22 protein-coding genes are annotated in these 21,848 nt (G+C 69.1%); 14 read left to right on the forward strand and 8 right to left on the reverse strand.

The genetic code is table 11. From position 1 onward, the window contains the following. Positions 1–45: 45 nt before the first annotated feature. On the reverse strand, positions 46–396 hold the full coding sequence (locus tag RYH79_RS01415) for a nuclear transport factor 2 family protein (RefSeq protein WP_370895498.1): 351 nt from the start codon (positions 394–396) through the stop codon (positions 46–48). A gap of 88 nt (positions 397–484) precedes the next feature. Here RYH79_RS01415 and RYH79_RS01420 point away from each other — a divergent pair, with 88 nt between their 5' ends. The 5 genes from RYH79_RS01420 (at position 485) to ncsA (ending at position 4,028) form a co-directional block, all read left to right on the forward strand. Continuing rightward, positions 485–1,384 carry an SDR family NAD(P)-dependent oxidoreductase gene (locus RYH79_RS01420; RefSeq protein WP_370895500.1) on the forward strand — a complete coding sequence of 300 codons (900 nt, stop codon included), beginning with the start codon at positions 485–487 and terminating at the stop codon, positions 1,382–1,384. A 206-nt stretch (positions 1,385–1,590) separates the two neighbouring features. Continuing rightward, complete coding sequence (locus RYH79_RS01425; RefSeq protein ID WP_370895502.1) at positions 1,591–2,061, forward strand: histidine kinase; 471 nt, start codon at positions 1,591–1,593, stop codon at positions 2,059–2,061. 57 nt (positions 2,062–2,118) lie between these two features. Next, positions 2,119–2,583, forward strand: a complete 465-nt coding sequence (locus RYH79_RS01430; protein ID WP_370895504.1) for a DUF5799 family protein — start codon at positions 2,119–2,121, stop codon at positions 2,581–2,583. 118 nt (positions 2,584–2,701) lie between these two features. Beyond that, positions 2,702–3,013: a DUF5779 family protein gene (locus RYH79_RS01435; RefSeq protein ID WP_370895506.1), complete on the forward strand. Its 312-nt coding sequence runs from the start codon at positions 2,702–2,704 to the stop codon at positions 3,011–3,013. A gap of 40 nt (positions 3,014–3,053) precedes the next feature. Beyond that, entirely contained in the window at positions 3,054–4,028 is a 975-nt protein-coding gene (ncsA, locus tag RYH79_RS01440) for a tRNA 2-thiolation protein NcsA (protein ID WP_370895508.1), read from the forward strand. On the opposite strand, the gene RYH79_RS01445 is transcribed toward ncsA, so the two are convergent. Then, positions 4,025–4,726: a hypothetical protein gene (locus RYH79_RS01445; protein WP_370895510.1), complete on the reverse strand. Its 702-nt coding sequence runs from the start codon at positions 4,724–4,726 to the stop codon at positions 4,025–4,027. The genes ncsA and RYH79_RS01445 overlap by 4 nt on opposite strands. 104 nt (positions 4,727–4,830) lie before the next feature. Between RYH79_RS01445 and RYH79_RS01450 the strand changes: the two genes are divergently transcribed. The 3 genes from RYH79_RS01450 (at position 4,831) to RYH79_RS01460 (ending at position 7,466) form a co-directional block, all read left to right on the forward strand. After that, positions 4,831–4,995, forward strand: a complete 165-nt coding sequence (locus RYH79_RS01450) for a hypothetical protein (RefSeq protein WP_370895511.1) — start codon at positions 4,831–4,833, stop codon at positions 4,993–4,995. A 90-nt stretch (positions 4,996–5,085) separates the two neighbouring features. Then, entirely contained in the window at positions 5,086–7,179 is a 2,094-nt protein-coding gene (gene uvrB, locus RYH79_RS01455) for an excinuclease ABC subunit UvrB (RefSeq protein WP_370895513.1), read from the forward strand. Positions 7,180–7,253: 74 nt separating this feature from the next. After that, positions 7,254–7,466: a DUF8149 family protein gene (locus RYH79_RS01460; RefSeq protein WP_370895515.1), complete on the forward strand. Its 213-nt coding sequence runs from the start codon at positions 7,254–7,256 to the stop codon at positions 7,464–7,466. Here the strand turns inward: RYH79_RS01460 and RYH79_RS01465 are convergent. The 4 genes from RYH79_RS01465 to RYH79_RS01480 all read right to left on the reverse strand — a co-directional run bounded on the left by RYH79_RS01465 (position 7,463) and on the right by RYH79_RS01480 (position 12,029). After that, positions 7,463–9,427, reverse strand: a complete 1,965-nt coding sequence (locus tag RYH79_RS01465) for a DUF460 domain-containing protein (RefSeq protein ID WP_370895517.1) — start codon at positions 9,425–9,427, stop codon at positions 7,463–7,465. The genes RYH79_RS01460 and RYH79_RS01465 overlap by 4 nt on opposite strands. A gap of 66 nt (positions 9,428–9,493) precedes the next feature. Next, positions 9,494–10,834, reverse strand: a complete 1,341-nt coding sequence (locus RYH79_RS01470; RefSeq protein WP_370895519.1) for a hypothetical protein — start codon at positions 10,832–10,834, stop codon at positions 9,494–9,496. Between the two features lie 63 nt (positions 10,835–10,897). Beyond that, positions 10,898–11,545 (reverse strand): histidine phosphatase family protein, encoded by a 648-nt coding sequence (locus RYH79_RS01475; protein ID WP_370895521.1) that lies wholly within the window; start codon positions 11,543–11,545, stop codon positions 10,898–10,900. A gap of 46 nt (positions 11,546–11,591) precedes the next feature. Then, on the reverse strand, positions 11,592–12,029 hold the full coding sequence (locus RYH79_RS01480) for a DUF7994 family protein (RefSeq protein WP_370895523.1): 438 nt from the start codon (positions 12,027–12,029) through the stop codon (positions 11,592–11,594). 124 nt (positions 12,030–12,153) lie between these two features. On the opposite strand from RYH79_RS01480, the gene RYH79_RS01485 reads away from it, so the two are divergent. The 5 genes from RYH79_RS01485 to RYH79_RS01505 all read left to right on the forward strand — a co-directional run bounded on the left by RYH79_RS01485 (position 12,154) and on the right by RYH79_RS01505 (position 14,899). Beyond that, positions 12,154–12,363 (forward strand): hypothetical protein, encoded by a 210-nt coding sequence (locus tag RYH79_RS01485; protein ID WP_370895525.1) that lies wholly within the window; start codon positions 12,154–12,156, stop codon positions 12,361–12,363. A gap of 91 nt (positions 12,364–12,454) precedes the next feature. Continuing rightward, positions 12,455–12,769: a hypothetical protein gene (locus tag RYH79_RS01490; protein ID WP_370895527.1), complete on the forward strand. Its 315-nt coding sequence runs from the start codon at positions 12,455–12,457 to the stop codon at positions 12,767–12,769. After that, positions 12,766–13,065, forward strand: a complete 300-nt coding sequence (locus RYH79_RS01495) for a hypothetical protein (protein ID WP_370895529.1) — start codon at positions 12,766–12,768, stop codon at positions 13,063–13,065. The genes RYH79_RS01490 and RYH79_RS01495 overlap by 4 nt, the downstream gene beginning before the upstream one ends. Positions 13,066–13,390: 325 nt before the next feature. Then, on the forward strand, positions 13,391–14,593 hold the full coding sequence (locus RYH79_RS01500) for a chymotrypsin family serine protease (RefSeq protein ID WP_370895531.1): 1,203 nt from the start codon (positions 13,391–13,393) through the stop codon (positions 14,591–14,593). Next, positions 14,594–14,899 carry a hypothetical protein gene (locus RYH79_RS01505; protein ID WP_370895533.1) on the forward strand — a complete coding sequence of 102 codons (306 nt, stop codon included), beginning with the start codon at positions 14,594–14,596 and terminating at the stop codon, positions 14,897–14,899. 328 nt (positions 14,900–15,227) lie between these two features. Here the strand turns inward: RYH79_RS01505 and RYH79_RS01510 are convergent, their stop codons facing one another. Further along, positions 15,228–16,601 carry an MATE family efflux transporter gene (locus tag RYH79_RS01510; protein WP_370895535.1) on the reverse strand — a complete coding sequence of 458 codons (1,374 nt, stop codon included), beginning with the start codon at positions 16,599–16,601 and terminating at the stop codon, positions 15,228–15,230. A gap of 154 nt (positions 16,602–16,755) precedes the next feature. Between RYH79_RS01510 and RYH79_RS01515 the strand changes: the two genes are divergently transcribed. Next, complete coding sequence (locus RYH79_RS01515) at positions 16,756–19,041, forward strand: thermonuclease family protein (RefSeq protein ID WP_370895537.1); 2,286 nt, start codon at positions 16,756–16,758, stop codon at positions 19,039–19,041. Positions 19,042–19,292: 251 nt separating this feature from the next. On the opposite strand, the gene RYH79_RS01520 is transcribed toward RYH79_RS01515, so the two are convergent. Beyond that, a complete protein-coding gene (locus RYH79_RS01520) occupies positions 19,293–21,686 on the reverse strand; it encodes a GAF domain-containing protein (protein ID WP_370895539.1) in 2,394 nt (797 codons plus the stop codon). Positions 21,687–21,848: the final 162 nt, after the last annotated feature.

A 21,848-nucleotide genomic window follows, 5' to 3' on the forward strand; every position in this document is an offset into this window, starting at 1 on the left:
CCGTCCGACCGTGGCGCACTTGTGGGTTCGGCTCGCGGCGACTCGTCACACCTCGTCGCGGTCGGTGAACGTCTGCCGGTGGGTGATCAGTCCTGCGTCGTCGAACGTGTGGAAGTCGGCGAACCAGAACTCGACCGGATCGCCGGCCTGGCGACCCTCGAACTGGCCACGGACGGCGACGGTCCCGCCGTCGGCGACGACCTCGCCAACCTCGTGGCTGCCGTCCGACAACGGTCGGTCGCGCTCGTAGAACGTCCGCAGCGCCTCGCGCCCCTCGATGGGAGACTGTCCCGGGCGTTCGTACGTCACGTCCGGGGCGAACAGGGCGACGAGCGCGTCGGTCTCCCCCGCGTCGACGAGGTCGTAGTACTCCCGGACAGTCGCAGTGTGGCTCACGACTTCTCCTGTGACCGCGACAGTATAAGCCGAACGGCCGCCGACGGGCGACCAGGGGGTTCAAGAGCCGGCCCGGCGGAGTCGGAGTGTGACAGACGACGGGGAGCGGCCGGTCGCGCTCGTGACGGGTGCGGCCGGCGGGATCGGACGAGCGACCGTGGCGCGGTTCGCCGCCGCCGGCTGGCGGGTGTACGCGACGGACGCGGACGAGGCGGCGTTGTCGGCGGCCGACTGGGACGGCCACTCGGTGTCGACGGCGCGGCTGGACGTGACGGACGCCGACGACCGCGAGCGGGTGGTCGACCGTGTCGCCGCCGAGACCGGCCGACTCGACTGTCTCGTGAGTCTGGCTGGGTACGCGCTCCCGGGGCCCGTCCTAGACGTGCCCAGCGAGGCGGTCCGGGAGCTGTACGACGTGCTCGTCCACGGGCCGACGGCGCTCGTCCGGACGGCGTTCGACGACCTCGTTGCCTCCGAGGGCCGGATCGTGACGGTGACGAGTTCACTCCTGCGGGCGGTGTTCCCGGGGACGGGTCACTACGCCGCGGCGAAGGCGGCCGCCGCGCGGACGACGGAGGCGGTTCGGATCGAGTGTCTGGACACGCCCGTCTCGGTGACAACCGTCGAGCCAGCATGGGTGGACACCCCGTTCGAGCGTCGGGCGGCCGACAGGCTGCCGGAGGACCGCCGGGCGGCGTTCGACCGGACGTACCGCTTCCACGAGGCGGGACGGATGTTGGACGGCGGGCCGGCGGCGGTCTCACCCGCTCGGGTCGCCCGGACGGTGTACCGCGCCGCGACGGCCGACCGACCACGGTCTGTCTACCCGGTCGGGCTCCCGGCAGTCGCACTGTGGCTCGCCGGGCTCGTGCCCGTCGGACTCGCCGACCAGATCCGGACCGGAGTCGCCGAGACCGTCACCCGGTTCCGGAGCGGTCGCCGCCGGCTCCGTAGTTTCGTCGACCGACTCCGTCGGCGTGTCGGCTAACTCTGCGGGTTCGGCGACCGACTCCGCGGACAGTGGCCCCGGAGTCGAACGGTTCCACCCGCCGGCACGCTCCCGTCGTTCCACGTCGCACAGAGCCGACAGGGTGGTTTCGATTGATAGCCATTGTATAAATCTTCGGGGAAGCGCCGTAGCGAACACACGACACCCCCAGGGTTGTGTCGTGGTCGCCCGACCGTCGAGACACGATGTCGACAGGTACACGGACTGTGGACGGACTGGGAGCACAGGGCAACTGGCGGGCAGGCGTCCTCGGAGGCGTCGCCGGAGCGCTCGTGATGGGCGCGTTGGTCGTCACGATGAACACGCCGACGATCGCGGTTGCGATTCCGTCGCTGTACACGCTGGCGCCGCCACAGAACCCCGCGGCGGGACTGGTCGTCCACGCCGCCCACGGCGCGGTGCTGGGTGTAGCCTTCGCCGGGCTGGCGGGCGTGGCCGGCGTAGACTCGCTCGGGCGCACCGTCGCCGGCGGGGTCGCGTGGGGAGTGGCGACGTGGGTCCTGTTCGCGGCGCTCGTGATGCCGCTGTGGCTGTGGGCGATCGGGTCACCGGCGTCGCCGCCGTTCCCGAACTTCGCACCGCCGTCGTTGCTGTGGCACGCCGTCTACGGGCTCGTCCTCGGTGGGGTGTACGCGGCCACGACGGAGGTCGTCTGAGCGGCAGCGGCGCCGAGAGGGGAAACCCACAAGCCCGCCGCTCACGTCTCTCCGGGTATGAGTGATTGGACGGACGCCATCGTCGGCGACCGGATGCAGGTGGACCAGCAGTTCAACGAGCGGGTCCGCGGCTCCGAGTTCACCAACCAGGAGTGGGGTCTGATCATGACGGCGACGGAGTTCGACATCGAGGCCGCAGACGACCCGGAGGCGGCCCGGATCGTCGCCGACACGGACAAGCTCCCGCAGGTCATGCCGGAGTTAGAGCAGATGTCCGAGGGGATGGGGGGGATGGGCGCCGGTCCCGGCGGTCCCGGGAGCCAGGGTGGCGGCGGCGGCGGCCTCTCGGACGCCATCTCCGGGATCAAAGACGCCATCCTCGGCGGCGGCGACGGCGGCGGCGTCGACGACGACCGGCTCGCGGCCGCAGAGGAGTTGACACAGGAGTACGCGGAGACGCTCCAGAACCACCTCGAACAACAGGGGAAGTGGGAGCAGGTGCGGCTCGCCTACCGGGAGTAGCCGTCCGCCGGGCGACGGTTCAGTCGACGGTTCTCTGCACCACCCGAGAAACGTCTCTGTCGGCGCCTCTCGTCTCTGCCGGGCAACGCTTTAGTTGGCGCCTCCCGTCCCCGCCGACGTGAGCGACGGAGACGAGGAGCCGACGGTAGACCTCGGACTCGCGGACATCGAGTCGGAGATGGCCGACGAGGGGGTCGTCGGGGACGTAGTGCTGGGGGTGCTCGACGGGACGACCGACCCGGCGGAGTGGGTCCGAAACGTCGAGTACGGCAACGTGCTCGTGTTGGACGTCGAGGGTGACCTGAACGAACTCGCCCAGGAGATCGCGCCGGCCGTCTCGGAGATGGACGGCAGCCTCACGCACTTCCGTGGGTTCCTGATCGTCTCCCCCAGCGGCGTCGAGATCGACACGAGCCGGCTGGGTGGCTGAGACGAAACCGTGAGGTGGCCGCGGCCGATACGCCGACGCGATGGAGTGTGACAAGTGTGGCCGCGACGCGGTCCACCACGCCGCCTACTCCGGGGCGCACCTCTGTGGCGACCACCTCTGTGCGTCCGTCGAGCGGCGAGTGCGTCGGCGCGTCCGCGAGGACAGTCTGTTGCCGGACGACGCCACCCCCGAGGATCCCGAGCGGTGGGTGATCGGCCTCTCCGGCGGGAAAGACAGCGTCGTCCTCACACAGATCCTCGCGGAGACGTTCGAGCAGGACCGGCGCGTGGAGATCGTGGCGCTGTCGATCCACGAGGGGATCGAGGGGTACCGCGACGAGTCGCTCACCGCGTCCGAACGCCTGACCGACGATCTCGACGTCGTCCACGAGACCGTCGGCTACGCCGAGGAGTTCGGCGTCCGCATGGACGACGTCGTCGAGGACGACCCGGAGAACATGGCGCCGTGCGCCTACTGTGGTGTGTTCCGGCGCGACCTGTTGGAGGCGTACGCGGAGAAACACGACGCCGACAAGCTCCTCACCGGGCACAACCTGGACGACGAGGCGCAGACGGCGCTGATGAACGTCTTCGAGGGCGACGTGCGTCAGATGGCGAAACACTTCGACGCCTCGCTCGGTCCGTTCCCGGAGCGCAACCCGACCGACCGGTTCGTCCCGCGGGCGAAGCCGCTGCGAGACGTGCCCGAGAAGGAGGTGGCGTTGTACGCCCACGTCCGCGACCTCCCGGCCCACATCACGGAGTGTCCACACGCCAGCGAGGCGTACCGTGGCGAGATCCGCGACCTCCTCCTGGAGTTCGAGGAACGACACCCGGGCGTGCGCCACTCGATCATGTCCGGCTACGAGGAGTTGGCCGCGCTCGCGGCCGAACGACACCGAGGGGAGGACAGCGAGACGGACGAGGCGCTCTCCCCGTGTGTCGAGTGTGGCTCTACGACCGCCAACGAGGTGTGCCGGAAGTGTTCGTTGCTGGCGTCGTTGGAGGCGGCTTAACGCCGCCACGGCGACCGCGACCGACGGGTGAAGCGCCGGGTGAGTGCGGTGTACACCGCCGGCGTGACGAGCGCCGCGGTGCCGCCGACGAGCGCGGGTAGCCTCGGGACGGCGCCGACGACTCCGGCGGTCACGAGCCCGGCGCCGGCGAGGAGGCCGGCCGCGACCGCCAACAGGCGGTACCGGTACGCCGGGAGCACTCCACGGCGACCGGCGTACAGCCCGAGCGGCAGTGCCAGCAGGGGGCCGGCGGCGCCGCCGTACAGCGACCCCGCGAGCGCGCCGACCGTGGGCAGTCCGACCCCGAGCAGTCCGGCGGCCGCGAGTGTCGGTCGCGCCGGCGGGCCGAGCGTCTCGTCGTAGCCGACGGCGTAGGCGGTCGGCGGGACGGCGACGACCCCGCCGAGGAACACCCCGCGCGTGAGTGCCGCCGGCACGGTGTCCCGGGCCTGGAGCAACACGTCGACGGCGACGACCCCACCGACGAGAACGGCGACCCCGCCGACGGCCCACGGGACGAGCACGCCCGTCGGGTCGTCGTCCACGCGGACGGCGTAGCCCGCGAACGGGTACGCGAACACGACCACGACGAGCACGGACTGGTGGACGTCGCCGGTCGCCCACAGCGCGAACCCACCGAACGACAGGCCGAGGAACACCCCCGTCAACAACGCGAACTCCGGCACCCGTCGTGTCACGAACTGTGGTCGGACGGCGGCGGGCAAAACGCCGTCGGACCGCAGGCAACGCAGTAGTCTGCGTTCGACGTAGATTTGTACTGCTGGAGGCGCGACAGTCGCGTGTGACAGACGAGGGCCCGGGCGTCTCGCGGTGGGTGGAAGCGACGACAGCGTTCGACAGGGTGCAGTCGACGGCGCTGTCGACGGCCCCGACGCGGCTCGTCTGGGTCGTCTGCTCGCTCGTCGAGGACCGGCTGGCGACCTGGCCGGACGCCCGTGACGGGTGAGGAGAGGGTAGTGCGGGGGTGGAGTCCGACGAACCCGAACCCGGCCGAGCGCCGAACCCCTGAAGCCGTTCGCGCTCGTAGCCGACTCCGATGAGTGACGCCGAGGGCCCACTGTCGCCGGACCGTCCGGAGGTGGACCGCGACTTCGAGGTGGACGCACCTTTCGACCCCGCCGGAGACCAGCCGGAGGCGATCGCGCAGTTGGCCGACGGCTTCCGGGAGGGGATGGACGAACAGACGCTGCTGGGGGTGACCGGCTCCGGCAAGACGAACACGGTGTCGTGGCTGGTCGAGGAGATCCAGAAGCCGACGCTGGTGATCGCCCACAACAAGACGCTGGCCGCACAGCTGTACGAGGAGTTCCGAGAGCTGTTCCCCAACAACGCCGTCGAGTACTTCGTCTCCTACTACAACTACTACCAGCCGGAGGCGTACGTCGAGCAGACGGACACGTACATCGACAAGGAGCTGTCGATAAACGACGAGATCGACCGGCTGCGCCACTCCGCCACGCGGTCGTTGTTGACCCGTGACGACGTGATCGTCGTCGCCAGCGTCTCCGCGATCTACGGGCTCGGTGACCCGGGCAACTACCGCGAGATGGCGCTGGAACTGGACGTGGGCGAGGCCGTCGGACGCGACGAACTGCTGTCGCGGCTGGTCGACCTCAACTACGAGCGCAACGACGTGGACTTCCACCAAGGCACCTTCCGGGTGCGGGGAGACACCGTGGAGGTGTTCCCGATGTACGGCCGTCACCCCGTCCGGGTGGAGTTCTGGGGCGACGAGATCGACCGGATGACGAAGGTGGACCCCGTCGACGGCTCCGTCGTGAGCCGGGAGCCGACGGTGATGATCCACCCGGCGGAACACTACTCGATCCCGGGCGAGAAGATGGAGACGGCCGTCTCGGAGATCGAGGAGCTGATGGAGCGACGGGTGAACCACTTCGAGCGGGAGGGAGACCTCGTCGCCGCCCAGCGAATCGAGGAACGGACGACGTTCGACCTGGAGATGATGGAGGAGACCGGCTACTGCTCGGGGATCGAGAACTACTCCGTCCACCTCTCGGACCGCGAGCCGGGCGACGCGCCGCACACGCTGTTGGACTACTTCCCGGACGACTTCCTGACGGTGATCGACGAGTCACACCAGACGATTCCCCAGATCAAAGGCCAGTTCGAGGGGGACAAGTCCAGGAAGGACTCGCTGGTGAACAACGGGTTCCGGCTGCCGACGGCGTACGACAACCGTCCGCTCACGTTCGAGGAGTTCGAGGAGAAGACGGGCCAGACACTGTACGTCTCCGCGACGCCCGGCGACTACGAGCGCGACAACTCCGCGCAGGTGGTCGAACAGATCGTCCGACCGACCCACCTCGTCGACCCGGCGGTGTCCGTGACTCCCGCCGAGGGCCAGGTGGACGACCTGTTGGACCGGATCGACGAGCGTGTCGACCGCGACGAACGGGTGCTCGTCACCACGCTCACCAAGCGGATGGCCGAGGACCTGACGGAGTACGTCGAGGAGGCGGGCTACAGCGTGGCGTACATGCACGACGAGACGGACACGCTGGAGCGTCACGAACTGATCAGGTCGCTCCGGCTCGGCGACATCGACGTCCTCGTCGGGATCAATCTCCTCCGGGAGGGGCTGGACATCCCGGAGGTGAGTCTGGTGGCGATTCTAGACGCCGATCAAGAGGGGTTCCTGCGCTCGGACACCACGCTCGTCCAGACGATGGGGCGGGCCGCCCGGAACGTCGAGGGTGAGGTGGTCCTCTACGCGGACGAGCGGACGGACGCGATGCGGTCGGCCATCGAGGAGACGCGGCGCCGCCGCGAGATCCAACGGGAGTACAACGAGGAACACGGCTACGAGCCCCAGACCATCCAGAAGGAGGTCGGCGAGACGAACCTCCCGGGCGCCGAGACGGACACGAGCGACACGACGGACGGTGACGTCGCGGACGCCGAGGCGGCACAGGCCCGCATCCAGGCGTTAGAGGAGAAGATGGACGAGGCGTCGGCGAACCTGGAGTTCGAACTCGCCGCGGACATCCGCGACCGCATCCAGGACCTCCGTCGGGAGTTCGAGCTCGCCGACGACGGCGACGGCGTCCCGCCGGAAGACCCCGCTGGTGTCCCGACCGACGACGAACTCGGGATCGAGCCCGGGGAGTGAGGCGGTAACGCCGACTGGACTGGTGACGATGTCGAACCGACCCGTATTTTACGCGGTCGGTCGAACGACGACTCGTGCCAGACCAGACAGAGTCAGATCCGGAGGTACCGGTCGTCTGTGACGCCTGCGGAACGGAGACGGCGGTGCCGCTGTCGGAAGTGGAGACGACCGTGACGCGGCACAACGAACGGCTCCACGGCGGTGAGACGCGCGCCGAGGTGGATCCGGCGCTGGCCGACCAGCTCGCAGATCTCGTCGCCGAGGAGATGGGGCTGTTGGAGGACTAGCCGGACTCCGCCCGGTGTTCGGAGATGATCTCGTCGACCATCTCCGCCGTACGGCGCCGTTCCCGTTCGCGGGCGCGGTCCTCCCAGTCGTCGATCACCTGCTCCACGTCGCTCTCGCGGGCGACGGCGAGGTCGTCCACCTCCTGCATCGCCACGTCGGCGGCCGGACCGACGGGCACGTCGTTGTCGAACAACACCTCGTCTGCGGCGTCGGAGGTGTTGCCCGACCGCAGGACGACTCGGGGGTCCGTGGCGACGAGCTGTTCTGCGGTCGCCCGACCCGCGCCGGAGGCGTCACGCAGGTACACCACGTCGCCGGACGCGAGCCCGTACTGCTCGTCGGCTTCGCGGATGGCGTCTTTCGTGAACTGTTCGACCACCTTCACCGGGACGAGATTGCGTCCCTCCGCCACGTCGGTGAAGTCGTCGTGGTCCAGCTTCCACAGCGTCTTCAGCCGGGCGAGCTTGTCTTCCATCGCCGACAGTTCCTCTCTCGCCTCGTCGCGCTGGCGCTCCAGCCGGTCGTTCTCCCGGCGGAGCCGGGTCACCTCGCGGTCGCGGCGCGCCTCGCGGCGCTCCTCGCGGCGAGCGTCCGTCAGCTCCGACTCCAACTCCTCGATTCGCTCGTCCTTCTGTTCGAGCTGTTCTTTCAGGTCGTCCGTGTGGTCTTGGAGCCGTTCCACCTGGGTCTCCAACTCCCGGATGCGGCGCTCCTCTTCGGACAGCTCCGGCTCCTCGTGGCCGTCGTCGTCTTCGCTCGGCTCCTCGTCGCCGCCGAGGTCGCGCAGGACTGCCTCGACGGACTCCTCGCCGGAGACGACCCGAGCGATCACCGTCTCGCGGTCGACCCCGGCGGGCACCTTCCGGGTGATGCGCTCGAACTGGTCTTCGTGGTCGTCCAAGGCGTACAGCGCCGCCGCGAGCGCGTCTCGTTCGTGGTCGTTTTCGTACGAGTACTCGCGGGTGCGGTGGAGCTTCTCGTCCACCGGGAGGTCCGTCGGCGGCGTCCAGCCGGCGGCGTCGAACGACCGCCGGAACTGTTCGACCGTCTCCGGAATCGGTGTCACGTCGGCGGCGACGATCACCGGCCGACCACGCTCCACGAGCCACTCGATCACGTCCGCGGTGTCGGCCGTCCGGGTGGAGTGGACGTCCAACACCTCGCCGTCCAAGTCCACGACCGCGACGGCGGTGGTCGTCCCGGGGTCGATCCCGACCAGGACGTGGTCGCGGCGCTTCACCAGCGGCTCGAACTCGATCCCGTCCGTCCGCTCGCGTTCGATCTCGATCCGGGTGTCGCCCACGCGCTCCCGAGAGACCGGGAGCTCGTGAGGCGGCGCCTCGACGATGAACACGGCGTTCTGGAAGCCGCCGTACTTCTCCGTCACGTCCCGCTCGTACGCCAGCCCGGCGTCGTCCAACATCGACTCCACCTCCCGAGTGCGTTTCTTGACGTTGCCGTGGATGCGTCTGGTGTAGCGGTCCTGACTCCAGCCGCCGGAGCCGGTAGAGCGGCCCCGCGACACCTTCACCTCCGTCGTGTCGGCGAACGCCGACACCTCGTAGCCGACGTTGGCGGCCGCCAGCCGCGCGGCCGCCTCCGCTTCCTTCATCGGTTTCTTGCCGTACGGGACGCTGTGGCGAGCCGCCACCCGGGACAACGGCTCCGGCCGCTCGGCCCCCGTCACCTGGACGAGCGAGGTCTCTCCCGGCAGGGACCGCAACAGCCGGACGAGCGCGTCCTTGTCTGCGGCCAACTCGTACATGTTGTCCGTGCCGACCAGGGCCGGCTCCACCTCGTCGATCCGACGCCGGAGCTTCCGGTGGCTCACCACGTCCCGGTGCAGCTCCTCGCCGTCGAACTCGACGAGTGCGTACGAGGGGCTGTCCCCCCGAACGTCCCCGCTCTGTACGTCGACACCGAACACGACCGAGTCGAGCGCACTCGTCCGGGCGTTCACGAGTACAGTGTACGGGGGTGAGTGACAAAAACTCCCCGGCGAGAGCGACCACGAGACACGCCCCGCTCAGCCCGGCCCGTGCCACACCCGTACGCCGTCGGCCGTCCCAGCGGCGACCGCGACCCCTTCGCCGGTCGACACGCCCGCGACGTTCGTCGTCAGCCGCCCCCCGAGCGGGAGCGACCAGACGGCACGCGTGCTGTCGTCACCGCTCCGACGGATGGCGTCGAGTCGTTCCCGACTCGTCCGTGGGAGGAGTAGTTCGACGGTCCCGTCGGCGTCGAGGTCTCCCGCGAGTGCGCCGTCGAGCACCCGCGAGTCGTAGGTGTGTGTCGAGTAGCCGGCGCGGCGCGCCGTGACCCGGAGTTCCCCGTCGTCGAACCGGTAGAACTCCACCGTCCGGTCGACGTGCGGCTTCCGGAGGACGGCCACCTCTCGGCCGGCACCGAAGTCGGCGACACAGAGGCGGTGTCGCCACCCGGAGCCGTACACCGGACCGGTCGCCCGCGGATCGCCGTCCGTGTCGTACAGCCGGAGCCGCGCCCCCTCCCGAGCGTCTGCGACAGTCGTCAGGAGTCCCGACACACCCCCGATCTCGACCGGAAGCGGCGCGAACCCCTCGAACACCGACCGCTCCAGGGAGTGATCGACGACGACCTGCTCGGCGGCGGTGTCGACGACGAGGAGTCGGGACGCCTCCACCGAGTCGCCGAGCGCGCCGTGTCGGTACCTGCCGGTCGCGCCGCCGTACACCGCGTACCGACCCCCGCCGACCGGGACGGGTCTGGCGTCCGGCGGCGCGTCGATGTCGAACGACACTCTGCCGGCGTCGTGTCGGTGGACGAGTCTGCCGTCACCGGCGACGAAGAGCCACCCACGCCGCGTCGGGACGGGGTGAGTGTGTGGCGCGAGCGCCGGGGGTGGAGTGACGACACCGACCGATCCGTCTCTCACGTCGGTGTCGGTCCGGGCCACCGCGTCCGCCTGGGCGTCCCGGTCACTCGCCCGCCACCCGACCGGCGGCGTGTGGACCCGTCCGTGCTCGGCCACCAGCCTCACCCCGTCGCCGACGTGGTGTGTCCGCGCCCGGCCGTTCTCGGCGACGACGGTCCAGACCGACGCCGTCGGGCTCCTGCCCACCGCCGGGTGGCCGACGAGCCAACGTGGTGTCCCCCGTGTCGGAATCTGTGTCTCCGCTCCCGTCGCGACGTCTCCGACACCGTCGAGCACGCGACTCCCACGGGCGTCGACACCCGCGAACGCGAACTGGACGCCTGCGGGTGCCAACGGCCCGTCGACGGTCTCACTGGGACTGGAGCCGTCTGTCGATCCGTCGGGGGTGGTCACACAGCCGGCCAGCGAGACGGCGACCGTGGCGTCGAGCACCGCACGTCGTGAGCGTCGCACACCGCTCGTGTTCCCCCGACGACGGGAAGAGTGTCCGGCTCTGTCCGCCGATTCGCCGTCGGCTCAGAGGTGGCTGGTGTCTCCGGAGGAGTCGAGTCGCCACCCACCGTCAGTGCCGTCGCCCCCTCCACGGTCGTCGGTAGCGTCGCGCTCGACGCGGGTGAGTCCGCACAACGGGGCCTCGACACCCGCAGTCGATCCGACGAGTCCGTCAACGACGCCACCGATCGTCAGGCCGTGACCCACCAACAGGACGGGGCCCGCCTCCCGCGCGACGATCCGGCGCGTGGTCTCGCCCACGCGAGCGGACGCCTCGGCGTGGCTCTCCGGAAACGACGGCGTGACGAGCGGCTCGTGGTCGAGTTGGAGGGTGTCGAACCGCGCGGCCAGCTCCTCACGAGGGAGTGTCTCCGGTTCGGCGTCGAACCAGTCCGCGTTGCGGTGTTCACCCAGCCCAGGTTCGAGCCGGAACGTCGCGTCGATCTCCCGGCAGATCTCCGCCGCGGTCTCGACCGTCCGGGTGAACGGAGAGGCGTACACCGCGTCGAAGCCGACCGACGACTCCGCGAACCGCCGACCGACCCGCCACGCGGCCCACCGTCCCAACTCCGTCAACGGCGGGTCGTGGACTCGCTCCGCCACCGCCTCCCAGTCGTCGGTGACGCTGTCTCTCCGCTCTCCGTGCCGGACGGCCCAGACGGTGTCGGTCACGCGTACGTACTCCGGGAGCGCGCGGCCGAAGACGTTGGTGGCCGTCTCACGCGTCCTTCCGACTGGCCGACTGCGAGAGCCGGACCACTCTGTCGACGTTCTCGGTCAGATCGAGTGTCTCCGGCCGGCGAACGACGAGCCAAGCGTGGACGACGACGGACGAGGCGATAGCCAACTGCGCGACGACGAGAAGCGACTCCTCGGCACCACCCAACGACCCAGACGAGCCGAGTTCCCCGAGTGCCGTGGCGACGACACCACCGGTCAGCAGGCACATACCGACGGCGTACCACCCGCGCCACGACAGTTCGAACGACCCGACCGCGACCGACTCCACGGAGCCCGCGACGACGACCGCACCGGCGGCCACGAGGAGCCCGATGACCAGCGGGTCGCCGAACCGTAGGACCTCGAACGGGAGCGTGGAGGCGACTGTACCCACCGCCTGGAGCCCCCCGGCGTACCGGAGTGTCGACTGATTCACAACAGGTTGTGACACCACGGCCTCCTAACGTTGTCCCCGGCTCTCGACGGGCGCGACAGCCGCGGCCACGCCAGAGTCAGCCGTGACCACAGTAGATTTAAGCTGGCCCGTGGTACTCGGCGACGTGAGAGACACCACCCTCGCGGCCAAACAGAGCCTCGCGTTGCTCCTGACGCTCCCGGTCGCCACCGCCGGTGTCGGAACGCTCACGCGATCCGATCCTGTCGCCGGCGCGTGGTCCGGGCTGGCGCTGGCGGTCTCGACTGCGCTGATCGGATCGTGGGCCGGGCTGTTCGGCGATCCCGACCGGACGGGTGCGTGGCTGGGGCTGTAGCTGGGTCGGAGCTCCGTTCACGACTGCTAATGTACGACTCTCTGTACGTCGTTGTGGTCCCGTTCCAGCACGGACCCGCGTGGAGGACAGTGTGAGTTCCCCAGAGCGGCGACGAATCAAGCAGTTCGCAGTCGTCTCGCTGATCGTGGGGCTGTTCTCGCTGCGGGCGGCGTTACTGGGCCCGCCGTACGCGGTGTTTTCGATACGGTACTGTACGGAGACGACTGGCTCGCTGACCGTCGTCTGGACCGCCGACCTCACGTTCGACTACGCCGGCGGCTGTGGAGCGTTGTTCGCCCGCCACCTCTACGCGGTGAAGTACGTCACGACCACCTGCGGCGCGATTATGACCCTGTACGGCGCTGTGATGCTGTTCAGACACGGACTCCCAGGGATGAATCGATGACCGTTCCAGAGTGGCGACGGAAGTTGGCGATTGTCGCTCTCACGACGGGTCTGCTCAGCCTGCGAGCGGCGCTGACACACCCTCCGGGGCCGGTACTCCAGGCGGGCTGTCAGGGGTGGCACTACAATCCAGTCACGTGGCGAGCCGATCTCACACTCGACTTCTACGATCAGGAGTGTTACGGCTATGCCGACGGCGCACTTGTCGTCTTCTCGCTCGTCACCGCCTGCGGCGTCGTTCTGACGGCGTACGGCGCAGTCACCCTGTTCCGCCACGGCCTCGACGGCAGTCAGTGACTCCCTTCAGTCCCCGCCCGCTTCAGTCCCCGCCCGCTTCAGTCCCCGCCCGCTTCAGTCCCCACCGGCCCCACTCCCACGCTCGTCCATCATGTCGGCGGCGCGGTCGGCCCAGTTCGTGTACCGGAAGCCCGAACCACCACCTCGGAGTCAGCTCTTGACCACAGTACATCTGGAGTCGCGGTAGTCGGCGACGTGAGAGACACAGCCCTCGCTGCCAAACACATCGTTGTGTTGCTCCTGACACCCCCGACCGGGTGGGTGCGTGGCTGGGGGGGCCGTAGTCCGCCAGAGGCGCTGTCGTGGTTGCGTCGGGCCTGTAACGATGTCTAGACAAACAGCTAACAGCAGCGAAACAGAAACTTATACAAACTCGGATTCAATACACGGAGATATAACACGCTCGACCCGGCGGTCTGCACTCAAGAGTCTCGGCATCGGTGTTCTCGGCGTCGGAACTGTCCCAGTGGCTTCGGCCGACAAGAAGGTGACAGTGGTCACTGGGCGGTCGGGGTCTGAGCCGGTTGCGAGGGAGACGGTCCCGCGGCGGTGGTACGAACACGCGAAGGCGGCCCGCCGTGTCAAGTCAAACCTGAGCCGACGGTACGCAGCGAACGACGCGGTGGTGGACGTGGCAATCGGGCGCGGTGACTCGAAGATCGGACGCCTCTGGAAGAACACGGTCGAGGTCGACGTGCAGCGAGGCGCTGCCAGCAGTCTCAGTCTGCCGGACTCCGCTGAGGGAGTCGCTGTCAACACGAACGCCGTCGACCGGACGGACAACGAGATCGAACTCCAGTTCTGTAACAACATGGGGGACTACGACGGAATCGTGGGTGGTGTCGAGACCCGCGCGATTCAGGACGGCGACAACACCCTCGATTCGACTGCCACGATGTGTTGTCCGGTCACGAAGGGCTCGACACAGTACGCCCTGGTTGCGAATCACATGTTCCTGCCGGACAAATCACAGTGTGACGGGAACTGGGACAAGCGACTGTACCAAGACGACGCTAACGACTACATCGGTCAGGTCGAACGGTACAACGAAGAGTTAGACTACGCCCTGGTGAAGCCGTACGACCCGACCATGACAATTCAGAACCGTGTCGTCGGTGAGTCGTGGGCAGACGGCAGTATCGTCGGCCACGCCACCCTGGATGGACTCCAGATTTATATGTCAGGAGAGACGCCAGTGCGCAAGATGGGCGTATCTACGGGCAGGAACAGCGGACGGATTAAGCGTCTTAATGCAGACTTCACATCTGGCTGCCCGTCAATAAATGGCGAGGGTATAAGAACTGGGGCGGAAGGTGCTAAAGGGGACTCTGGCGGACCACACTACGTTACAACGGAGATGGATGGTGTACTCATTACTGGAATGCACGTAGGTGCAAAAGGAGATAAAACTGGAGAGAAATCTTGTACAAATGATGGGGTCTCGGGGAATGAGAGTCCTATACGGCCGGTGAGTATATCTACACCAGCGTACAAGATGTCTAATATAGACAATTTAAAATTTGGATAGGTGGCAGTCCACATGAGTAGGCGCATCAAACAGTTTGCAGTCGTCTCGCTGATCGTCGGCGTGTTCGCGCTCCGGGCGGCACTTTCGAATCCTCCAGCAGGCGTGCTACACGGTGGCTGTCTGTCTGAGAGTGAGCCAGTCACTTGGACCCGTGGCCTAACACTGGACTTTTATCAGCAGTGTAGCATGACCTACGCCGAGCATGCAGTTGTAATATATCAGACTATGGTAGTCTGCGGCGCGATCATGACGCTGTACGGCGCGGTGATCTTGTTCAGACACGGACTCCCGGGGATGAACCGATGACCATTCCGGAGTGGCAACGGAAATTAGCTGTTACCGCTCTCCTGACGGGTCTGTTCAGCCTGCGAGCGGCCCTCACGAACCCCCCTATTTACAACGAGGTCTGCCAGGGATGGGGCTACAACCGAGTCACGTGGCGGCGAGATCTCACACTCGATTTTTATATGCAAGGTTGTCAAAGGCCGGTTGTCGGCTCACTTGCGATCTTCTTGGGTGTCACCGCCTGCGGCGTCGTTCTGACGGCGTACGGCGCAGTCACCCTGTTCCGCCACGGTCTCGACGGCAGTCAGTGACTCGTTTCAGTCCCCGCCCGCTTCAGTCTCCGCCCGCTTCAGTCCCCACCGGCTCCACTCCCACGCTCGTCCATCATGTCGGCGGCGCGGTCGGCCCAGTTCGTGTACCGGAAGCCGAGGAAGGCGACGGCGGCCATCCAGACGTAGTGGAGGCCGACGGCCCAGTAGGCGCCGACGGGGCCGAGTTCGAACACGACGCCCAGGAGGTACGTCCCGCCGAGTAGTACGCCGAACACGCCGGAGAGGCGGGCGACGAGCGGGATACGGGTCTCGCTTGCGCCCTGGAGCGCCCCCGAGAGGACGACGTAGCCGACGAGAAACACGGCGGTGAGCCCGTACACCTGGGCGAAGGCGACGGCGTACGGGACGGCGGCGGGCGAGCCCTGGGCGAACAGGGCGACGAACCGGTCGGCGAAGGCGACGAGCCCGAGGCCGACGGCGCCGACGGTGGCGAGCCCGAGCCCGGTGGCGGCGTACCCCTCGTACAGCGCACGGTCGGCGTCGCCGTCACCCAGCGCCTGACCGACGACGACGGAGCCGGCGACGTTGTACCCGCGCGAGAGCGGACCGGTGACCTGTTGGTACATCCGGCGACCGATCTGGAAGCCGGCGTTGACGGGCGTCCCGAAGCTCAAGAGGAGCGCGTTGAACGGGAACTCCGCGGCGGTGGCGGCGAACCCCTCCAGCACGCGTGGGGTCGACACCCGGACGAGCTGGCGGGCGATCACGAGGTCGCGCGGCCGGACGAGCGAGGCGTTCGTCCGGTCCGTCCACATCGCCGCCAGCAGCGCGCCGGCGGTGAGGAGGTTGCCGGCGGCCGTCGCCAGTCCGACACCGAGAACCCCGAGCTCGGGTGCGCCGAACAGACCGAGTCCGAATACGACGGAGCCGACGATGTTGACGGCGTTCGAGGCGACGTTGACGTACATCGGGGTGCGGGTGTCGCCGGTGCCCTGGAGCGACCGAGCGCCGACGAGCGCGACGTGACGCGCCGGCGCGGTGGCGAAGATGATCGCCAGGTACGTCCCGCCGAGTGTGGCGGTTCGTTCGGCGGCGCCCAAGACGCCGATCAGCTCCCGGCCGAACAGGCCACCGACGAGCACGAACGGCAGACCGGCGACGATCCCCATCAGCAGCGCCTGGGTGACGGCCTCGTCGCGGTTGGCGACGGCGTCGGCACCGGTGTCCTGACTCGACAGGGCGATCGCGCCGCCTCCGAGCCCGAGCCCGATCCGGAGCGGGAACCGGGCGTACAGGTCCGCGAGGCCGATCGCGACGACCGCGGCCGGCGAGAACTGCGCGGTGACGATCACGTCGGTCGTCCGCATCGCCGTCCGGAACGTCTGCTCGGTCATGACGGGCCACGACAGCGACAACACCCGTCGCCAGACACCGAGCAGTCGACTAGCCATACACCCCACTGGAGTGCCCGCCTGTTCACGATGACGGAAGCGGAACGGACGTGTGTGGCGCGTGGCAGCCGACGGCCCGACCCCGACGCCCGCGACGATCGTCGCGTCGGTATCGACCGAACTATGTGTGAAGTCGCTCAGACGATGTTTGTCGATGCAACGCAGACAGTTCCTCTCTGGCGTCGTCGGAACGACGGCGGCCGCGGGGTTCGCGACTGCGACGAACGGTGAGGGGCACCGACCGGCCGAGCAGACGGCCACGATCTCACAACTGTACTTCGACTCGACGTGTAGCCTGCTGAACGCGGACGGAGAGCCGCTGGCGAGCGACGACAGCGTCGTCGTCCGTGCCGCGGAGACGGCAGAGGTGACCGACGAGGACGGCAACGGCGACGCCACTCCGTACGACGGCGTCTCGGCGGCGCCGGCGCTCGCGGCCGTCGCCGACGGGGTCGCCGGGCTCGGCGCGCCGTTCGTGACGGACAGCGCCGACTTCGCGTACGGTAACGACGAGTTCCTGTTGAACCTCTGGGACGAGCTGATCGGCGGGGGGACGGTCCTGTGGGACGAGGGCCACGAGCAGTACTACTACGCAGACCGGTTCGGCACGTTCCTCGACCACGCCGAAGACCAGGGGTACACCGTCGAGTCGACGACGGATATGACGGCGGACCTGGGTGGGGCGGACGCGCTGGTCGTCACGTCCCCGTCGCGGGCGTTCGACGACGCGGAGCTGTCGGCGATCCAGTCGTTCCGGGACGACGGCGGCGCGGTGATCCTCCACAGCCAGTCGGACTACCAGAACTTCGACGAGACGGACAACATGAACGCGCTGGCGGCGGCGCTGTCGCTCCCGTTCCGGTTCGACGACTGCCAGGTGGTGGACGACGAGACGAACGCGGGGAGCTTCTTCCAGCCGGCGACGACGAACTTCGTCGGGCCGGCCGCGTTGTTCGAGTCCCGGGAGGGGGTGCCCACCGGGCCCGAGTTCCAGTTCGACACGGAGTACACCGCCGAGATCACGGACGTGGCCGACGGCGACACGTTCACCGTGTCGTTCCCGGACGCCGAGGGCGGGCCGGAGGAGGTACGCGTCCTGGGCGTGGACACGCCGGAGGTGCCGGCCGCGGCCGACGCCGAGGACCCCCACGAGTGGGAGGGGCTGGGCGACGAGGCCGAAGGCGAGGAGGTCGACGGTGAATACCCGTACCTCTCCTCGTGGGGCGAGAAGGCGTCGTCGTTCGCCAAGTCGGAGCTCGCGGGCGAGACGGTGACACTCACCTTCGACGAGAACGAGGGGATCGAGGACCCGTTCGGCCGGCTGTTGGCGTACGCCCACTACGACCGCGACGGCTCCGGCTCGCGGGACACGCTGTGGTCGCGAGAGGTGTTGTCGGCCGGCTACGCCCGGGTGTACGACTCCGGACTGTCGCGTCACGACGAACTGCTGCAGACGGAGCTGGCGGCCCGCGCGGACGACCGCGGCGTCTGGGGCGAGAGCGATCCGGACGACACCCGGCCGCTGCGCGACGAGCCGGTGTCTCGGCTCGTGTTCCCGCAGGCGGTGTCCGTCGGCCGGTTCGGCGGCGACCTCGCGGACGAGCGCGTGCCCGTGCGGGCCGCGGAGACGGCCTCCCAGCCGGGGGCACCGTTGGTGGCCGTCGACCCGGACAGCCGGCTGGCGGCCGTCGGGGGGACGCTCGTCGGCGACGACTACGTCGAGGAGTTCGACGGCTTCGGGAACGAGCCGTTCGTGGCGAACCTCCTGACGGCGCTGTCGGATCTCGAGGGTGACGTGCTGTGGGACGGCGGCCACGGCCAGTTCTCCGCCGACGCCGGCACCGCTCTGGAGGGTGCGAGCGCGTTCCAACGGTACCTCGAGGGCGTCGACCTGGGAGTCGAGCAGGTCAACGACTACGACACCGGCCTGTTGGTGCGGGGACAGGCGTTGCTGGTGACGCCGCCGGCGAGGAAGTTCGGCTCGGCGGAGCTGTCGGCGATCCGGTCGTTCCGCGACGCCGGCGGCGCGGTGGTGTTGTTCGGCTCTGCCGCCTCGACGGACGCCACAGAGCGGCTGAACGCCGTCGCGGCGGCGCTGGGATCGGACCTCACCCTGGGCACGACCGGCGTGACGGACCCGGAGACGGCCGCCACAGACGAGGCGGACCCGACGACGACCGCGTTCGGCGACGGCAACCTGTTCGGCGCTCACGCCGACACGGAGCCGTCGCTGGCGACGGCGACACCCACCCCGACCACGACCCCGACACCGACGGGGACGACCGAGTCCGCGACTCCGGCAGAGACGACGACCCGAGCCACGACCGAGACGACGGCGCCGGGACTGGGCGTCGTCTCGACGGCCGTCGCCGCCGTCGGTGGTGGGCTGGCGGCGCTGGCCGGACGCCGTCGCGGCGACGACGGAGACGGCGACGACTGAGACGGCGACGACCGAGAGGCCGGCGTAGTAGGTCGGTGACCGCTGGTGACGCCCTGTGACTCGTCGGGCGAGAGGACGGACGGACCGTCGGGGCGGGCGTCGCCGTGGGCTGTTGTCGACGGCGGTAACGGCGTCGCTCCTGCGGGCTGTTGTCGACGGCGGTAACGGCGTCGCTCCTGCGGGCTGTTGTCGACGCCGACACCGTCGCTGCGGGCTGTTGTCGACGACGCCGACACCGTCGCTCCCGTGGCTCACGCCGTCGGGTCGGTGACGAACTCGAAGCGGGCGCCGCCCTCTCTGGACTCGCCGACGGAGATCGTCCAGCCGTGTGCGTCCGCGATCTCCCGGACGATCGACAGTCCGAACCCGGTACCGTCCTCGCTCGTCGTCGTCCCGGGGTCGAAGAGCTCCGTCGGCGACAGCGACGGCAGGCCCGCGCCGTCGTCGGCGACGGCGAACCCGTCGTCGGTGGCGGCCACCCGGACGACGACCGAGCCCTGGTTGTGTTCGAGCGCGTTCCGAAACAGATTCTCCAACAGCTGTCGGAGCCGGCTCTCGTCGGCCCGGACCCGACCGTCCGACTCACACTCCAACGTCCCGGTGGTCTCGGCGTCCGTCTCCGTCCGGGCGGCCGGCCAGGCGGCCTCGGCGACGCGGGCGAGCCCGACCGGAGTGACCTCCGTGACGTGTTCACCCTGACGAGCGAACGTCAGCATGTCCTCGATGAGTTCGTCGGCGCGATCCAGCGCCGTCAGTGCGTCGTCTAGCCGGTCCGGGTCGTCGTCGATCCGGGCCAGCTCCACGTTGCCGCGCACCACCTCCAACGGCGACCGGAGGTCGTGGCTGACGAGACTCGCGAACCGTTCGAGCCGTTCGTTCTGTCGCTCCAACTGCGCCTCGCGGCGACGCAGCGCCCGCTCGCCGACGAGTCTGTCGAGCACGGCCTCGGCGTTGGCGGCGAGCACCCGACCGAGGTGGCTGTCGCGGTCGTCGAACGCCGCCGGGTCCCCGTCGTACAGCGTCAGGACGCCGTGGTCGCCGAGCGGGTACGCCACTGCGGCGGCGACGCCGTCCGGCGTGGCTACCCGCGCCCGCCGGTCGCTGTCGACAGCCGCGTCCTCCGGAACCGCCCCGTCGTCCGTCTCGACAGTGACGTGGACCGGCTCCTGGCGGGCGAACGCGCGGCCGACAGCCCCCTCGCCGGGGTCGCGGGCGAGGACCGCGAGGTCGTCCGTCTGGCTGCGCTCCGAGAGGACACGGAGCCGACCGTCCTCCGGGTCGTGGCGGTGGACGGCACACCCCCCGGGCGACAACAGGTCGACAGCCACGTCGACGACGTACGTCGCGGCCGTCGAGACGGAGCCGGCCTCCATGAACTCCCGGGTGGCGTCGTGGAGATCGGCCAGACGGTGTTGGTACGTCCGAGTGGCCTGTTCGCGGGCCACCCGGTCCAGTGCGGCGGCCGCCCGAGCGCCCAGCGTGTACGCCAGGTCGCGGTCGAACTGCGAGAACCGTTCGGTGGTGTCGGCCACGAAGTGGAGCACCCCCCACCGCCCGACCGGGACGGACACGATCGACCGACCGCCGTCCGTGGCGGTGGCGTCCGGGTGTCGGCGGGCGTCGGCCACCCGGACCGCCTCCCGGTCGCGGTAGCTCCGCCCGGCGACCCCGGCGTCGGCCGGCCGGGGGTCGACCGCCGACAGCTCGGCGCCGGCGACCGCGACCGGCTCCAACACTCCGTCACGCCCGTGGTAGACGACACAACGGTCGAACGACAGCACCGTCTCGGCGGCCGAGACGGTCGCCTCGTGGACGGCCGCGGGCGTCCCGGCGGCCGCGAGCTCCAGCCCGGCGTCGTGGAGCGCGGTCACCCGGTCGCGGTCGGCGACGTGACCGGACACGTCCACGTACACCCCCCAGACGAACGGATCGGACCCCGTGGCCCGGTCGTCGCCGCCGGGGACGACGGCGAGGTGGAACGGGGCCGACTCCCCGTCGCCGGCCACCTCCACGTCGTGGGTCGTCGCCTCGCCGGCCGCGGCCGCCGTCCGGAGTCCCGGCCGAGAGACGGTGGCGGCGTCGACGGCGACGGACTCCGGGAACCCCGGCAGTCGGCCGCCCCGGAGCTGGTCGCGGTCCGTGTCGAACCGCTCGGCGAACGCCGGGTTGGCGTCCAACACCGTCAGCCCGCCGTCCGCGGGGAGCCAGCCGGCGACCACGGGGAACGGTGCGTTGTCCACCAACGCCGCCGAGCCGCCCGACCCCGCGTCCGCGACGGCCCGTCGGATGCGCTCGGCCAACTGCTCGAAGTGGTCGCGTCCCCGCCCCTTCCGGACGTAGTCCGTCGCCTCGAGCGCGGTCACGTCCGCCGCGACCGACTCGTCGCCCTCCCCGGTGTACAACACGAACGGCAGTTCCGGATGTTCGTCCCGCACGGCCTCCAACACGTCCAGCCCGGTCCACCCGGGCATCTCGTGGTCACAGAGAACGAGGTCGACGTCCGTCGCGTCGCCGACCCGTTCCGGCACCGCCGTCGGATCGGGCTCCGGCAGCGTCTCGATATCGGCCACGGTCGACAGCATCTCCGCGGTCAACTCCAGAAACTCCCGGTCGTCGTCGACGTGTAACACCCGTGGCCCCGACATCGGGCGACGGTTCGTGTTCCCCCCACAAACGTCTGACTCACACTGCGAGGCAGGTCACCCAATGTAATTACACGAAAAGAAAATCGAATTTACGCGAGCTGTGGGTGACACGGCGCGTTCGCCAGCAGATTCAAGACGGTGTGGCCACCCTCTCCGACCGTC

This window comes from Halobaculum sp. MBLA0143 (assembly GCF_041361465.1).
GTDB lineage: Archaea > Halobacteriota > Halobacteria > Halobacteriales > Haloferacaceae > JAHENP01.

What these genes read in the sequence shown, in the direction of transcription:
- RYH79_RS01425 (WP_370895502.1), top strand. Translation starts at nt 1,591, where the DNA reads ATGTCGACAGGTACACGGACTGTGGACGGACTGGGAGCACAGGGCAAC.
- RYH79_RS01430 (WP_370895504.1), top strand. Translation starts at nt 2,119, where the DNA reads ATGAGTGATTGGACGGACGCCATCGTCGGCGACCGGATGCAGGTGGAC.
- ncsA (WP_370895508.1), top strand. Translation starts at nt 3,054, where the DNA reads ATGGAGTGTGACAAGTGTGGCCGCGACGCGGTCCACCACGCCGCCTAC.
- uvrB (WP_370895513.1), top strand. Translation starts at nt 5,086, where the DNA reads ATGAGTGACGCCGAGGGCCCACTGTCGCCGGACCGTCCGGAGGTGGAC.
- RYH79_RS01495 (WP_370895529.1), top strand. Translation starts at nt 12,766, where the DNA reads ATGACCGTTCCAGAGTGGCGACGGAAGTTGGCGATTGTCGCTCTCACG.
- RYH79_RS01500 (WP_370895531.1), top strand. Translation starts at nt 13,391, where the DNA reads ATGTCTAGACAAACAGCTAACAGCAGCGAAACAGAAACTTATACAAAC.
- RYH79_RS01510 (WP_370895535.1), bottom strand. Translation starts at nt 16,601, where the DNA reads ATGGCTAGTCGACTGCTCGGTGTCTGGCGACGGGTGTTGTCGCTGTCG.
- RYH79_RS01515 (WP_370895537.1), top strand. Translation starts at nt 16,756, where the DNA reads ATGCAACGCAGACAGTTCCTCTCTGGCGTCGTCGGAACGACGGCGGCC.
- RYH79_RS01520 (WP_370895539.1), bottom strand. Translation starts at nt 21,686, where the DNA reads ATGTCGGGGCCACGGGTGTTACACGTCGACGACGACCGGGAGTTTCTG.